Genomic DNA, 15654 nt, shown 5'->3' with positions numbered 1-15654 from the left:
TCAATCCTTATTTCATCTGTTGCTGCCTGCGTTTCTTTAGCATCTCAAGCAGTGAATTTGATTTCTTTGGTGTTGTCTCTTCTGATTCCTTTGCAACCTCTTTAGGTTTCTCTTCCCCACCGTCAGATACCTGCATCGACAGCACATTTTCAAACATCAACGCCTCCCCAATCTTCACCCGCGCAACTTCATCCCCATTTACAAATACCGCCTCAGACAGCGTCGCTTCTCTCAGCTCACAATCCACAAACTTCTCACCAACATGCAACCGGATAAACCGTCCCGCCTTCGTGTCATACATAAACACATACGGCCGCTCACTCTCAAGCGCAATCCCCTTCAAATACAAATACGGCTTCAAGCTGATCTGCTTCTTCACAACCACTTCCGTCCCGGTCAATGATCGCTCACCGCCACGTTTCGGCCGAACTTTCAAAAAAATGTTGTAATCAACAATCGATTCATACTTTGTAATCGGCACCGGCTCCCGCTTCACATCCACCCCATTTGACGTCTTTACAACACTCAACGCTTGCCCAGACGTCGCCACCATCATAAAAATACACAATGCCAGAACACTTACTCTCATAGTGCATTCTCCCCCTTCTTCTGCTGCGTCTTCTCATACAAGAACGAAACCTTCGCTTGCACATTCAAGGCATCTTCATCTGCCGACCGCGAGGACAACTGCAAACTATCAACTCGAAACGGCAATTCCGCCGTTTCAATCTCATACAAAAACCGTGTTACCGATTGCACATCACCCTGTGCCGACAGATTCACAATTAACTCCGTAAACGCCCCGCGCGGTTTCGCGTGCTCCGGCTTCACCGACAACAACGTAATCTTCGAATCCTGCGCACCATCCCGTATCTCATTGATCGCCAAACTCTCCGCCGAAGATTGCGACTGCAACAGATTCATCGCACGCATCCGTTTGTACCGCGTCTGATAAGTCTTCGACTTCTTCAGCGTGTTCTGCACCTGCCCCAACTCAACCGTCAAATCATGCTTACGCTGCTCCAACCCCGCAACATAATTCTCATACGGTGATAGCACAAACTGATTGCCCACAAACAGAACAATCACTACTAACGTCAAATACAAGATGCGCTTTTCACGTTTCGTCATGGCCGCACCAACTCCTTGCAATGAAAACGAATGTTGTACGTGATCCGACCCTGCCGCTTCGTATTATTCTGAATATCCAAAATCTGCACGTCATCAAAACGGCTATCACGATTCATCTTCTCAACCAAACCCAACACATACTGATCACTCAACGCCTCACCAACAATCGTCGCCGACCGCCCAGCATCCAAATCAAACCTGCCCAACCAGATATCCGGAATATCCTTGTACGCAAGCGTCAACGCCAACAGACATTCCAACGCCTCCGGCTCCCTCCCATACCATCGCTCCGCCTCATCAACCAAGCGAATCATCGATTCCGCCCGCTCTCGCTGCGCATCAAGCGATTCAATTCGTCCCCGCAACGCATTCATATCCGATTGAATCGAAACAACCCGCATCACACCAAGCACCACAAAAACCAGCACACAAACCGCAGCAAGCGAGCCAAGCAAAACCCGCCATCGATTCACATGTACCGGCAACCGGTCCAATCGCGGCGAAACAAAGTTATAAACCGCATCACCCTGCACCGCCCGCTTCACACCCTCACAATCAATCACATCACCAACACCATATCGCCTCACCTCACCACCAACACCACCAAGCACATCTATTAGCCGCTCATCCTCACCCGCATCAACATCTTCCTCAGTCACAAGCTTCACATCAAGCCTATCATCCGACGCATGCAGCAAACGATACTGCTGCACATACGCCGCCACCCGTTCCACAACACCACCCGCCTCAACCATCATCGACTCAACCCGCACCTCACCCGCCGACTCCCGCAATATCACCTCAACATAATCTCGTCCCGCCAACACCGTCATCTCCATACCGCCTTCTTCATTTTTGCCCCTAAATTCATGCACAAAATGCAATGTCGGCGTCACCAGCCGCACTTGATTCCGCGCCGCCTCAAGCACACCACAAATCACATCCATGTACCCGCGCTGCATCGCCGCATAATGCACCGCCGCCTCACGCTCACACACATCAACCTGGCAATCCTTCACAAACGCCTCGCCTGTCCCCTCTAAAACCTGCTGGCTCTGCAACTTGATCGCCGCATGCAACTGGTCTCCCGACGTAATCGGGATCGATTGATAATCGTACAAACACCAACTCGCCGGCACGAAGCATGCCACACGTTCACCACACAACCCACGCGCCTCAATGACTTCCGCCAACCCCTCTCGCAATAATGCCTCACTCCACCATTCACCCTCTGACAACTGATACGCTTGCGACACACCACCATCCATCCCACGCGCATATAAACCACTTGGATGGAAATGCAACAGAACGATTTTTGATTGCTTTAATCTCATTGATATTTCACATTACGATGAAGACTTTCAATCTCTTCAGCATTTCGTAAACCAGTGACATACATTGAATCCAACGGCCAGCCCAAGTGCGACATGTCATACTGCCGAATCACCCGCGCCGATCCTTCTGAACCATCAATCACAACACAACAGCGCGAGTACCCATACCCATCCTTATTCAAAACGACCACATCCGCCAAATATTGCATACTCCGCCCATGAATCATCCCACCAATCGCCACCGCCTTCTCCACAGAAATTGCATCTAACAACCACGTCACATCACCACCACTCACATCCATACCCTCACGCGCTGACACAATCGCCGACGTATCCGATTCCTCCAAACCCGGCAGCAACTTAATCACTTCATATTCAGCAGTATTGATATTCACGCCCCCCTCAATCATCTCCTCACCCGACGTCGTCACATAATCCGCCACCGCCGCAAACTCCTCACGCGTCATCTCAACCTTCATGTAAAAATCAAACACATTCTCATACGGCCCCCTAGTTCTCGAATAGTTATAAACCGTTAGCGCTCGTGACAAAGATGAAAACTTCTCTTCAAACAACCGCCGCAAATCTTCATTCTGCCCGCCACCCTGATTCACATTCACCCGCTCCACGCCATCCACCGACTCATTCGCATACCGCGAATCAACTGTCACATAAGCCCACAAACCCATATCCAACACACCATCACTATTATCCTCCGGCCACATCGCATCCCCATCATTTTCATTCGCATCCAAAATCCCATTCTGATTCACATCCTCCCCAAACAAAATTTCCTTCGTCATCCCCTTCACTAAAAGCAACTCTTCTACCGACTCAAACAAATCATTTTTGCAGTAATACCCATCATCTAACTGTTGATAATAATTTGATTCCGCTCCCTGTTCAGAAGCTTCATCATCGCCATCTCGCCAATCAATAATCGCATCCGCAATCGTCTCAGTCATATTCGGCAGCGCAAGCAGTAACTCCCTAGATGCCGTATTTACATTCACCCGTCCACCCAAATCCTGCAGCACATATGCAATCTGTCCCGGCTCATCCAATCGAGGCGAAATAAACCACACATACGACCGCCCCACATCCATCACCTCATCAAGCGATTCTTCATCCACCACACCATCAACCACCGCACGCGCCAAACCAACACCTCCCTGCCCAGCCATGTCAGCCCGCACGAACCCCGCTTCGTTCCGCGACACATACGAAAACGCCCGCACGCCATCCGCCGTCAACAGAACAATCCCCGCCAGCACGAGCACAATCCACACCATCACAATCAACACCGCTCCACGTTCTCTTACCCCTATAAAACATGCACTTTTCATCATCCACCTCCCCCAAGCTGATTCATGAATGACGCACGACCCTCTTCCTCATACGTCTGCAAAATCACAACCCCCGTCACCATCAAGTCAGACCGCACATCAGCGTCCTCCCAATCACCACGCCGAATCAACCCACCACGCGATGCATCCGACACCTTCACATACGCCTGTGGATAAACTCCCAAACTCACCTCAACCGCCACTGGCAAAACCTGCCCATTACCCGATGTATCCCAAGTCTCTAACCATTCATAACCATCGTAATAACGAAAACCCAAATGACGCACACCCTCACACACAACCTCAACCACCGGCTCTTCTTCCTCCATCGCTAACAAGTTCGAACTCACCTGTCGCACCAACTGATACGCACCCCCATCATCCGGATCATCAACAAGCAAATACTCAATCTGCTCAATGTCAGCCTTCCCCGAACGTGAAGTCCCCACTGTGGTCGCCGTGCGATGAAACAAAACATAATCCGAATCCGCACCATCAAATTGACCAAAATCCTCACCAACAAAATCACCACGCAACACCCCCGTCGGCGTCACAACCCCCTTCAAATCTTTCTCAATCACGCCCAGCGCACGATGCAACACCTGTGTGTTCTGCGATACTTCACGCATCTTTCGATCAGCTTTATGCGCCGCAGAAAAACTCGTATACGTTGATGCCACCAACACCCCCACAATCGCCATCGAAAGCAGCATCTCCATAAACGTAAACGCATAATCCCCTTTATTCAAAGTATATTTCATTATTCACCCCCTCCCGAATACACCAGCGTATCCAGCGCATACTGCTGCACATCATCACGATCCGGATACGTCACCACCACCTCAAGCCGCCACACCGCCGTATCAATCCACTCCGAGTAATCTGCCTCCCATGTATAATCCACATAACCCAAATCTTCAAAATCGCCCGCCAACCCCGTCGTCCCCGCAACCGTCTCCAACTGCAACAGATTCATCTGATACTTCGCCAAACGCGCCGCAACCGCCTGCTTCTGCGCATCACCCGTCCGCCGCATCGCAAACGATATCCCACCCATCGCAATCGGCAAAACCAAACTCACAAGCAACAACGCCGCCAATACCTCAATCAGCGTAAACCCACGCGCCATCCCGCCATGTTGTCCAGCTCTGTCATTCATCTCGACTATCGAGACCTCGCTTCAACATACATTTCAAACGGCCGATCATAAGACTCACTCTTCACCAAATAATCCGTCCCACTATCATCCGACAACCGCAAACACACAGGCGTACTCGCCCCGCCCGGCTCAAACACAATCACATCAACCTCTTCCCCAACTTCCTCTTCCTCAACAGCTATCTCAATCCCATCCTTCAATCGCACCCGCTTCGCCCACCCCGCCTTCACCTCCGTCTTCTCATTTTCTCCCGGCAAATATAGTGTCAACTCCCCCTCCCTCTCATCGATCGCCACCCAATAAACCTTTCCCTCACGCATTGCAAGCACACGCGCTTTATGCATCATCCCCAACACCATCCGCGCATCCTGCTGCATCTCACTCGACCTGAAGAACCCCCGCAACGAAGGCGCAGCCATCGCAAACATGCTCGCCATCAGCAGCATGACCACAATCAACTCCAACAACGTAAACGCCTTCATCCCGCGCATCGCATTACTCATCCTCATGCCAATTCACAACATCATCATCCGTCCCATCTTTCCCATCTGGACCCGTCGAATACAAGTCATACCCATTCTCATTCTCTCTCCCCGGATAAACATAAACATACTCATTCCCCCACGGATCCTTCGGCACGCCACGCTTGATATAGGGCCCCTGCCAGTTCTGAACATCACTCGGCTCCTCAACAAGCACCTCTAACCCCTCCGACGACGTCGGCAACTCGCCCGTATCGATCTCATAACTATCAAGCGCTAACTCAATATTCGAGATATCCGTCTGCGATGCCGTCACGCGCGCCTGCTTCGAACGATTCGTAAACTTCGGCGCAACAATCGCCGTCAATGCCGCCAAGATCACCAACACCAACAACAATTCAATCAACGAAAAACCACGATTCTTATCTTGTTTTATAATCATTTTCTTCATCGTCTTACTCCGATGCTTCATCATTGAATCAAATCCTGCAACTCAAAGACCGGCAACAACATGCCAATCACGATCGTCCCAACCAACGCCGCCAACACAAACAACATTGCCGGCTCAAACAACGAAACCAACGTCCTTAGCTTGATATCTAAATCTTTCTCATGCGATTCCGCAATCCGCAAGAGCGCCTGATCCAACTGCCCCGACTCCTCCGACACCGCAATCATCTCAATCACCGACTTCGGAAACAAAACAGGCGACTGACCAAAACTACTCGACAACGATGCCCCCTGCTTAACATCATCCACCGCTCGATCAACCGTATCCGTTAGCACCTGATTCCCAATCGAAGACTTCGCCACATTCAGCGCCGTCACCAACGGCACCCCCGTCTTCAACAGCGTCCCCAACAACGAGGTAAAACGAATCAAAGCAAACCGCGCCACCACCGTCCCAAACCCCGGCAGCTTCAACACCAACCGCTCAAACGTCCGCCGCCCCTGCTCCGTCGAACCAAATCGCTTAAGCAAAGTCAACACCACCGCCAATACGATCAACACATAAGCACCATACTGCAACAACCCATCACTCAGCCCAACAATCACCTTCGTTAGCAGAGGCAAATCACTTCCAAAATCAGCAAAAATCAGCGAAAATTTAGGGATAAAATACGTCAGCAAAAAGATCATCACACCCGCCGCAACAAACGACAACACCACCGGATAAATCAGCGCACTCTGGATCCGCGAAACCAAATCACGCTCCCGCGATCGCATATCCGCAATCTGCCCCAGCACAACATCCAAAAACCCGCCCGTCTCACCCGCCTGCACCATCGCAATATAAATCATCGGAAACGACTTCGGATACCGCGCAAGCGACTCCGCCAACGATGATCCATCCGTCACATGATCCACAATCTGCTCAAGCTGTTTCTTCGCCACCGGATGTGATGTCTCCCGACAAATAATCCGCAGCGCCTTTGACAACGGCACACCCGCCTGCAACAAATCAGACAAACTCCGCGTGAACGACTCCACAACCTTCTTCGAAATCTTCTTCCGACCAAACCCGCCACGCTTCCCACCGCGACCACCCACCGCCTGCTCCTGCACCGATGTCGCCCACAATCCCTGCTTCGACAACTGCGATACAGCCTCTGCCTCGCTACCCGCCTCAAGCACACCCTTCACCTGCCCCCCATCATTTGATGTCGCATGATATTGATACGCCGCCATCTTCATCGCCCCCCATCACTCGCCAAAGGCGAAACAAGCTGCGTCAAATCTCGCTCATCCTTCGTCACACGCAACACCTCTTCAATCGTTGTCCGACCCGCAACCACATGCCTGAATCCATCCTCTCGCAATGACCGTAACCCAACCTCCTCCGCAACACGCCTCAACTCTGACGCCGATGCATTCTCCAAGATCATGCGCCGCACCGATTCATTGATCGCCATCATCTCACAAATTACCGTCCGCCCTCTAAAACCAGTACCTTTACAATGCCGACACCCCTCTCCCCGATACAAACGACTCGGCAAGTCAAAGTCTAATCGCTCCGCCAAAGCATCACGATCCTTCACCTCATACTCCCGCTTACAGTTCGGACAATTCACCCGCACCAAGCGCTGCGCCAACACCGCTTCCAAACTCGACGCCACCAAATACGGCTCCACACCCATATCAACCAGTCGCGTCAGCGCACTCGGCGCATCATTCGTATGTAACGTCGAAAACACCATATGCCCCGTCAACGATGCCTGCACCGCAATCTGCGCCGTCTCACCATCACGTATTTCACCAATCAAAATCACATCCGGGTCATGTCGCAAGATCGCCCTTAACCCCTTCGCAAACGTCAGCCCCGCCCGCGTCGCAACCTGTATCTGATTCACCCCATGCAATTGATACTCGATCGGATCTTCAATGGTTACAATCTTCCGATCCTCGTTATTGATACGCGACAATGCCGCATACAACGTCGTCGTCTTCCCGCTCCCCGTCGGCCCCGTCACCAGCATAATCCCATGTGGCAACGACAACACCTCATCCACCCGATGCATATCATCTTCCGCAATTCCCAACTGCCCCAATCCCATCAACGTCGTATTACGATCCAAAATACGCAACACAACCGCCTCGCCATACAACATCGGAATCACCGAAACACGAACATCGATCTCCTTCCCATGGATCTTCAACCGAATCCGCCCATCTTGCGGCAACCTCTTCTCCGCAATATCCAAATGACTCAAAATCTTCAACCGTGAAACAATCGCAGGCTGGAAACGCTTCACCTCCGCAGGAATCTGCGCCGCTTGCAACACACCATCAATCCGATAGCGTACCACCAACTCTTTCTCGAACGGCTCAAAGTGAACATCCGTCGCCCGCGCGCCAATTGCTTCCGCCAATATCTGATTCACAAACTTGATGATCGACGCATCACCTGCACCATCCGACAGATCAATTTCACCCTCATCCTCATCCTGAATCACTGTAATCGCTTCATCCTGATCCGCGTCCGTCACCAGCGCCTGCACAGTATCCGCACCAACACCCAGCGTCCCCTTCAACTGCAAATCAATCTGTTCCCGCCCAACAAGCACCGGCACACACCGCATCCCAGTCACCAATTGCAACTCATCCAATCCCCGCCGATCCGACACACGGCTTGTCGCCACCTCCACACACCCATCCACCACACGCAACGGAAATATCCCATGCCGCATCAGCACCTTCGCCGGACACTTCCCCACCAATTCCAAATCCGCATCGAACCCCGTCAATTCCTTAAACGCATACCCCAACTTCGCTGCAAACATCGCCAGCACACCACTATCATCTTCAACCTCACCTAACACCGCCTCATCCAAAGGCTTTCCCTCACCAACACGCGCCACAATCTCCTGCACGGCCCTCGCATCAACCAGCCCCCCATCAACAAGCTTATTCAGTATCTCATTCATAACGACGCTTCTTCACTTGCTAAATGTGCAGACAAGGTATCGGACTTATAAACCCGATACCCTGCCTTTCTTCCATTCCGTTATTCACCCCACAGACCGCTTTCCCTTCATCATTTCAACATCCCAAACATCACCATCTGCGCCTCTTGTTTAACCGTCAGCACTTCCTTCAACTCGCGCTGCGCCACCGCCAACTCCGATTCAATCAGCGCTCGCGTCTCTCGATAATGCTCAAGTACTGCCTGTATTTCAGCCGGCGAAGCATCTTCCTTCTCCACAACTTCACGCAACGCATCCGCCGCCTCACGCATCACATCACCATCAGGACGTTCTTCTTGAGAACGATCACCCTGTGGCCGCCCCTCCGACCCACCTCTTCCTCGCATACTCCGCCTTCTCGGATTCAATTGCTGATTCAACTCACCAACCTTCTCAACAAACGGCAATACCAACTCCCATTCCTCCTCTTCAAACCCCAATACATCACGCATCCGTTCCATCATCCGTGCTCGCATATCCTCCGGCGACATACGGCCACGCCCCTCTCGAAATCGTTGAACCCGTTCCTGCATTCCTTCCGCCGGAGTTGTCTGTGAATTCTGCGATATCGCAGAATCCGCCAACACACACAACGCAACCAATGCCACCAAAATAAACAACAATCCGCTTCGTTTGCCAGCTCTGCTCATCTCTATTTCCCTTATGCATGATTAATCATTCAGAATTGTCCCCGCCTACTACTTTTCAAACGCACCATCCACCGACTTATTGCCCCATTTCTCAACCTTTTCTTCTCATCAATCATCCCTCACACCCCCTATCCGCAAACTTGTCTTCCCGAGAACTTGCACGTCAGCTAAGCAGCCGTAAGATCGCCGTGATACTCCATATGAACACGAACGATTTATGGCTTGCCAATACCACACTACCTACCCACAACAGCATGCACCCGGCTCAACAAAATGCCACTGGGTGCACGAAGTGCGATGCTCTGCCGTTTTGCAAACATGGCTCTGGACAGGGCCAGCCAAGCACCTCATACGCAACTCGATCGAACCTCGCCTCTATAAACTGTTATGCAGGAGCCCACCTGCTGGGTTTCGTCGGTTTTGACGGTGACCAATAGAACAGAAAGGCCCTTCAAGAAAAATTACAGCAAAAATCACCACAAAAACCCTGCCCTAGTAAACAGGCGTGACACCGCAATGGGTGAATCTGCAAATTGATTCGCACAGTGAGACGGGAACCGGCAGCTTGAACCTTGATGTCGGAGTGATCAACGGTACCAAAACGAATGCGCCGGTTGTTCTCATAGAAGTTCACGCCGCCGCCGAAGAGGCCGGAGGCGTAGAAGCCTTGCTCGTTGAACCACGTCATGTACATGCCGGTGTTGATGCTGTTGAACGAGTTGGTGCCTTGGCCGTTGTCAACGGTCACGCCGGTGTTGGAATAACCCACGAATGCGCCTGCTGCGAGTGTGTCGAGCACGCGGTAATCAAAGCCGAAGGTGACGCCGCCGGTGTTGAAGTTGTAACCCGCCTGGCTGGAGGTTGAATCGTAGTCGCCGAAGGTGCCGAAGCCGTTCACCCAGGCGCCCCAGATGTCTTTCTCTGCGCCTGTAAATCGAGCGGTTTCCTGCTGCTGCTCGAGTGTTTCCTGCGCCTGCATCGCAAGCATCATGGCGAACTCCGGATCTGCGGAGTCATTGATGCTGGCGTTGTCGGGTGTGTTAATGTTGAGGTTGTTGGACCAGAGCTTGGGCAGACCGTTACTGATCTGACCCCACGAACGATGCCAATAGTTATATTAGATTAACAGAGCAATCCAGGGGTTGTTGAGTCGGCCGAAGCGCAGCGAAGGACGGCTCAACAACACAAAGCACTTCAGGTGCCGGTGGGCGTGCGGAGTACGGCCGCATCGTATTGCAATGCACACGCCAACGCTCGATCAAAACCTTCGCCTCATGCAGCGGATCAAACACCTCACGCTCCAACAACTCATCTGCCAGCTTGCCATTAAAACTCTCGACGTAGCCATTCTCCCATGGGCTACCTGGTGTGGTGTACAGCATTTTCACATTAACCTTCTTTAGCCATCTGTACAATGCTTTTGCCGTGAACTCGCTGCCGTTGTCCGAGCGGATATGCTCCGGGACCCCACGTTGTTGCCATCAGCCACGCCAGACGCTCCAGCACATCATCGTGATTGAGTCTCCTTGCCACATCAATCGACAGGCACTCACGTGTATATTCACCAATGAGACATAACATGCGAAAGCTCCTCCCATCACACGTACGTGCCTGCACAAAATCGTACGACCACACATGATCTTTATGCTCCGGCCTCAGTCTCACTCATGAACTGTCACCCAGATAGAGCCTGCCACGTTTAGGCTGTTTTTGTGGTATTTGCAACCCCTCTCGCCGCCAGATTCGCTCAATGCGTTTGTGGTCTTCAAAACGTAATAACACCGTGATACGGCGGAAGCCGTAACGACCAAACATTGATGCCAGCTCAATGATGCGTTTGGTCAGAGATTCTTCATCATCACGCTCAACCGTCATATAATGCTGCGTCGCCCGCGGCTGATAAGTAACTTGCATGCCCGCCTGGGAAACCGGGTAATGTTCGCACAACACACTGACCGCCTTGTATTTCTTACGCGGACTCAAAAACTTTCCCTCCACCACCTCCAGAAGCATCTGCTTATCCAGACTCAAATCTGCTACGAGTTTTTTGAGTCGAGCGTTCTCTTTTTCAAGTTCCTTGAGCCGCTTAGCCTGCTCGATCTTCATGCCGCCATATTCTTTCCGCCAGCTGTAGTAGGTCTATTTGGTGACACCTGGTTGTTTACCCTTGGCTGAGATGAACTTCAGCTTCCCGCAGTTTTGTAATGATTTGTTCGGAGGTATATCTCGTACGTGCCATGCGTTTCCTGCCTTTCGAAGACGATCCATTTTAAGTAAAAAACTAAAACAAAAAATGGTTCAGGTTTTCGGGGGCAGATCACACGGCAATGTGACTTATAAAAAAAAAAATTGGAATTGCGCAATAAACTCCATCATGTATACATCGCCGTGACTCTCAAGTGATTGATCTATGAAATTAAATGCAATCGTCATATCATGACAGTAAATGACTACAAGAGATTCTGGGTAACACACTTTCAGTAGAATACAAAGACTCTCATCCAAGTTGGGCACATTCAGGCTGATTGAACCATTTGCACGATATCGCTTACTTCACTCCAGAATCTCTCATAATAAAATTGCTATCCGCAGGGTTATATATACGTGCACGGTTGTAAATTAAATTGATCTCTTCATCATGGAAGAGGCCTTGGTGGCCGAAATCATTTAGCCGTATATTATGATTAATCGTTCCATCACCCTGCGTGGGTTGCGATCGGAAAATTGGTGTCATTAGCTTGGGGTCGTTTTCTTGCATACCTTCTATGTACAAAGGACCGGACAATGTAAAATCTTCATTGGCATAACCCGGCGAACCTGAGAATGTATATATGGTCCGCTCGCCATAAGGTGTATATTCATAGCGTTCCATCATCACGCCGTGCTCATTTGTAATGCCAAGAATATTGTAATTAGCATCATGCATCATGTAGGCGTCAATATAGTCGCCATCAAATTCACCTGAAATCGTCGCAGCCCTGCTTTGAATAAGTTCGTCTATATATTGTAAGCCCCAAACATTCTGCTTCAAAGTTTCGTTGCTACCATCACGTACTTCAATCAGTTTCTGGCCATCATAGTAGTAGTGATACTCGGCATTAAGGTCGCCAGAATTTTCAACCTTCTTCACAATACGGCGGCCAAGTGCATCGTATTGCATCGTGATGATGTTTGATCCACTCTGCAACACGCCATTGGTGTCGCGGTACGCTTTCTTCACAGAGATCATACGGTTCCATGCATCGTAAGTGTAGGTATATACGCCATCGAAAGTCATATTACCAGCCGCGTCGTACGCCATGGTGTTGTCAGCATAGCCGTCATTATCGACTTCAAAATCATCAAAATGCTCAACGGTTTCAAACGAGCCATTGCCATCAGCGTCAGTACGGAGCATAAAGTCATCGACATAAGACGTCGCATGACGAGACAGCCAGCCAACTTGGCCACCACCGTTGTTTGCGATTGTTATCTGGAAGCAGACTGCAGCGTTATCCAGCGCAGTATCGATCGTGGAATCGTAGTGCGCGGTAGGTAGTGATTTAACAGCTTTCACTTGGATCACACCGTTAACTCTGGAAACACGCAACCACAGCTTGTCGGCATCTGCCAAGTCAGGATAGTTGGCACTGGTATAGGTGCCCTGGCTATGTACCCATTGTCGAGCACCACCATTCGCGAGAATGAACGCTTGAAATGTTCCAGAGTCTGCTTTACGAGATGCTAATTCGTGTTCAATCGTAAGCGAATTGAAATTATGCATATCCTTGGCATCGAAAATAAGCTGTACCGCATGATTCCAACTCGTTTGGTTTTGCTTTCTTTCCAGACTGAATGTTGTTTCAAAATCTTCAACATAGATCCCCTTTGCTAACAATGGATAGGTTTGCCAACCATAAGACCAAGAGACGCCAACTCTATAGTTGCCGTTAGTATCAGGTAGAGCAAGAGGAATCAAACCATAATTTGCCCAACGCCCCAAGAAATCTTCGCTATAAGACGGGTTCTGATGAAGCAATGTTTTAAACTTGATGCCCGCGTGTGTAGTATAAAGACCAATACGCCCAGAAGGGTAGCCACCCAGTAAATTTATATAACCCTTGAGTGAATTTGATCTGCCTCGCGTATATGTAAAGTGGTCTGAGCCAAAATTAATCGTCATATTCGACGTTCTGATTAATTGCTGAACGCCATTAACTACGTGATAAACTCGGGTGTATGATTGAACGGTGTGATACTCACAAACACTCAACCAGTAATCGTCGTTTGATTTATAGCCAAAAACGATACCCGCTTGTGCACCGTCAGGTGTACCTACAGGAAAGTTTACATAGGTGCCGTCATTACTGGGACCAACGTCAGGCATATCTACAAGGATAATCGCATCTGATCCAGAAACATTCGTGACTTCTAAATAATTCGAGTTGTTCTGGTCAAAGGTAAATTGATCGTTTGGATCCAGCTGTTCCCACAAATTAGAATGACTTGGATCACTCACACGCGCATGATATCTGTTGTTCGTCCCCGCTTTAACTTTATGGCTTTCATATTCATTCGCGTTGTTTACAGTATTTTTATAAACCACATCTCCCTTGTTGTTATAGGCATCCAGCCTCTTCACTTCCAAATGGTTACCGAGCTGGTCGAGTTTCCAATCTGAGTAGTCGGTATAGGCAATATCAGAGATACTTGGATTGGCTGTCGTGCCATTGAAGGTGCCGGCTTCATAAGATTTCAGGCGATGAAGATTGTCGTACTGGTAGTGTTGCGAAGCGCGTGGGTATTCAACACGCTCAGCATGTGTTCGGTTTGACGCGAGGTCGTAGCCATGGCGGATGTCAAAGGCGTTGTTTGTTATTTGATTGCCGTTATTAGGATCGTATCGAGCCCATCGCTGCCGGCGAATACGGCCGAACGAATCAAAGCCTTGTAGATTTTCTGTTACACTTGTTGTTTCTGGATCATCGCCGGTGTAATCAAGCTTGATATTAGGGGTTGGTAAATTCTTGGCGACCATCATACCATCACCAAGGTAGTTATAAGCTGCAATGACATTGCTGTCGTTGGTGCCGCGTGTTGAAGCAGATGCAATTGCAGTTATGCGGCCAATGTCATGATTGATGCCATCGATGTCACCTTCTTCGCTATAAAGGTAGTTGATCTCACGGCCATTGGGGTAGATGATTTTTTTGAGGCGTGCACCATTGACATACTCCTGACCGACCAATGTGTCGTCATACTCGTAGGTGATTGCTGGGGAGGTACTAGTGTTAATCGGTCCTCCATGCGCCTGATAAACCTTATTGATACGGCCAAAACCATCGTAATCATATTTCAGTACGCCAATAATAGAAAATTGAGTGTCATACTGAGTGATTGTATCCAACTGTGCATATGGACCGGGGGATTTATATGCGTATAACAATAACCCAATCCCACCTATATTTTCTGGATTTTGGTCTAAATATATACTTTCAACTGTCCTTTTATTTGGCGAATAAGTTGTTTCTAATTTCGTTCCTTGTTGATCTTTCCTATACCTTATTTTCCCATACACGTTATACTCAAGTTCAACGCGATCATATTCACCGTCACTTCCATCATCCAAAGCACCAGAGATCAGAGCATCATCTGAATCGGGGTAAATGATTGAGCAAAGCGCATCATTATTAAACACATAAAGGTGATCCTGTGGTGAAGCTAATTCTCCTGAATAAACATAGGTTGTCGTCTGATCAGTTGTTCCATCCGGCATGTCTGCAGTAATGGTTTTGATCTGATTACCAGAGGTGTAGGTGTAAGCCGTTGTACGATCGTCATCGCCAGACGTGCTATCACCCGGAACACTGTCCTGATAGTTTTCAATCTGCTTCAGCATCCGCCCTAGCGCGTCGTACTCGTGTTTTGTTTGAATGCCACTCGGATCCGTTATTGTTTCTGTAATACCAGCTGCATTATACGTGTAGGCAGTCACATGAGCGGTACTGGAACTCACTGGCGGGGAAGCAGGCCGATTTACCCCATACACAGTACTGCTTTGCACAACTCCAATAGCCAGTAAACTAATTGCAAGAACGTTTATACGAGT

At 49.7% G+C, this 15654-nt stretch carries 13 protein-coding genes and 1 pseudogene; all 14 read right to left on the bottom strand.

The features are described 5' to 3' along the window. Positions 1 to 7: 7 nt before the first annotated feature. Complete coding sequence (locus ACQ6WK_RS04725) at positions 8 to 589, bottom strand: hypothetical protein (protein ID WP_432799595.1); 582 nt, start codon at positions 587 to 589, stop codon at positions 8 to 10. Continuing rightward, entirely contained in the window at positions 586 to 1131 is a 546-nt protein-coding gene (locus ACQ6WK_RS04720; RefSeq protein ID WP_432799594.1) for a GspMb/PilO family protein, read from the bottom strand. The genes ACQ6WK_RS04725 and ACQ6WK_RS04720 overlap by 4 nt, the downstream gene beginning before the upstream one ends. Next, a complete protein-coding gene (locus tag ACQ6WK_RS04715; RefSeq protein WP_432799593.1) occupies positions 1128 to 2465 on the bottom strand; it encodes a hypothetical protein in 1338 nt (445 codons plus the stop codon). The genes ACQ6WK_RS04720 and ACQ6WK_RS04715 overlap by 4 nt, the downstream gene beginning before the upstream one ends. Further along, on the bottom strand, positions 2462 to 3814 hold the full coding sequence (locus ACQ6WK_RS04710) for a general secretion pathway protein GspK (protein ID WP_432799592.1): 1353 nt from the start codon (positions 3812 to 3814) through the stop codon (positions 2462 to 2464). The genes ACQ6WK_RS04715 and ACQ6WK_RS04710 overlap by 4 nt, the downstream gene beginning before the upstream one ends. Then, complete coding sequence (locus tag ACQ6WK_RS04705; protein ID WP_432799591.1) at positions 3811 to 4572, bottom strand: type II secretion system protein GspJ; 762 nt, start codon at positions 4570 to 4572, stop codon at positions 3811 to 3813. The genes ACQ6WK_RS04710 and ACQ6WK_RS04705 overlap by 4 nt, the downstream gene beginning before the upstream one ends. Continuing rightward, the gene (locus ACQ6WK_RS04700; protein ID WP_432799590.1) at positions 4572 to 4970 is read right to left on the bottom strand and encodes a prepilin-type N-terminal cleavage/methylation domain-containing protein; all 399 of its coding nucleotides are present in this window, start codon (positions 4968 to 4970) and stop codon (positions 4572 to 4574) included. Before ACQ6WK_RS04700 ends, ACQ6WK_RS04705 begins: the two co-directional genes overlap by 1 nt. Positions 4971 to 4975: 5 nt before the next feature. Next, positions 4976 to 5473 (bottom strand): pilus assembly FimT family protein, encoded by a 498-nt coding sequence (locus ACQ6WK_RS04695; protein WP_432799589.1) that lies wholly within the window; start codon positions 5471 to 5473, stop codon positions 4976 to 4978. After that, positions 5466 to 5903 (bottom strand): type II secretion system major pseudopilin GspG, encoded by a 438-nt coding sequence (gene gspG / locus ACQ6WK_RS04690; RefSeq protein WP_432799588.1) that lies wholly within the window; start codon positions 5901 to 5903, stop codon positions 5466 to 5468. The genes ACQ6WK_RS04695 and gspG overlap by 8 nt, the downstream gene beginning before the upstream one ends. 20 nt (positions 5904 to 5923) lie before the next feature. Beyond that, positions 5924 to 7147, bottom strand: coding sequence for a type II secretion system F family protein (locus tag ACQ6WK_RS04685; protein WP_432799587.1), 1224 nt, complete (start codon positions 7145 to 7147; stop codon positions 5924 to 5926). Continuing rightward, entirely contained in the window at positions 7144 to 8877 is a 1734-nt protein-coding gene (locus ACQ6WK_RS04680; protein WP_432799586.1) for a GspE/PulE family protein, read from the bottom strand. Before ACQ6WK_RS04680 ends, ACQ6WK_RS04685 begins: the two co-directional genes overlap by 4 nt. 110 nt (positions 8878 to 8987) lie before the next feature. Further along, positions 8988 to 9566 carry a hypothetical protein gene (locus tag ACQ6WK_RS04675; RefSeq protein WP_432799585.1) on the bottom strand — a complete coding sequence of 193 codons (579 nt, stop codon included), beginning with the start codon at positions 9564 to 9566 and terminating at the stop codon, positions 8988 to 8990. 451 nt (positions 9567 to 10017) lie between these two features. Next, positions 10018 to 10557: an autotransporter outer membrane beta-barrel domain-containing protein gene (locus ACQ6WK_RS04670; protein WP_432799584.1), complete on the bottom strand. Its 540-nt coding sequence runs from the start codon at positions 10555 to 10557 to the stop codon at positions 10018 to 10020. A gap of 121 nt (positions 10558 to 10678) precedes the next feature. Then, positions 10679 to 11805: pseudogene (locus ACQ6WK_RS04665) on the bottom strand (IS3 family transposase). 309 nt (positions 11806 to 12114) lie between these two features. Beyond that, positions 12115 to 15444: a hypothetical protein gene (locus ACQ6WK_RS04660; protein WP_432799583.1), complete on the bottom strand. Its 3330-nt coding sequence runs from the start codon at positions 15442 to 15444 to the stop codon at positions 12115 to 12117. Positions 15445 to 15654 lie beyond the last annotated feature (210 nt).

This window comes from Poriferisphaera sp. WC338, assembly GCF_050931845.1.
Classification (GTDB): domain Bacteria; phylum Planctomycetota; class Phycisphaerae; order Phycisphaerales; family Phycisphaeraceae; genus Poriferisphaera.
This window is presented reverse-complemented; position numbering and strand designations above follow the sequence as displayed.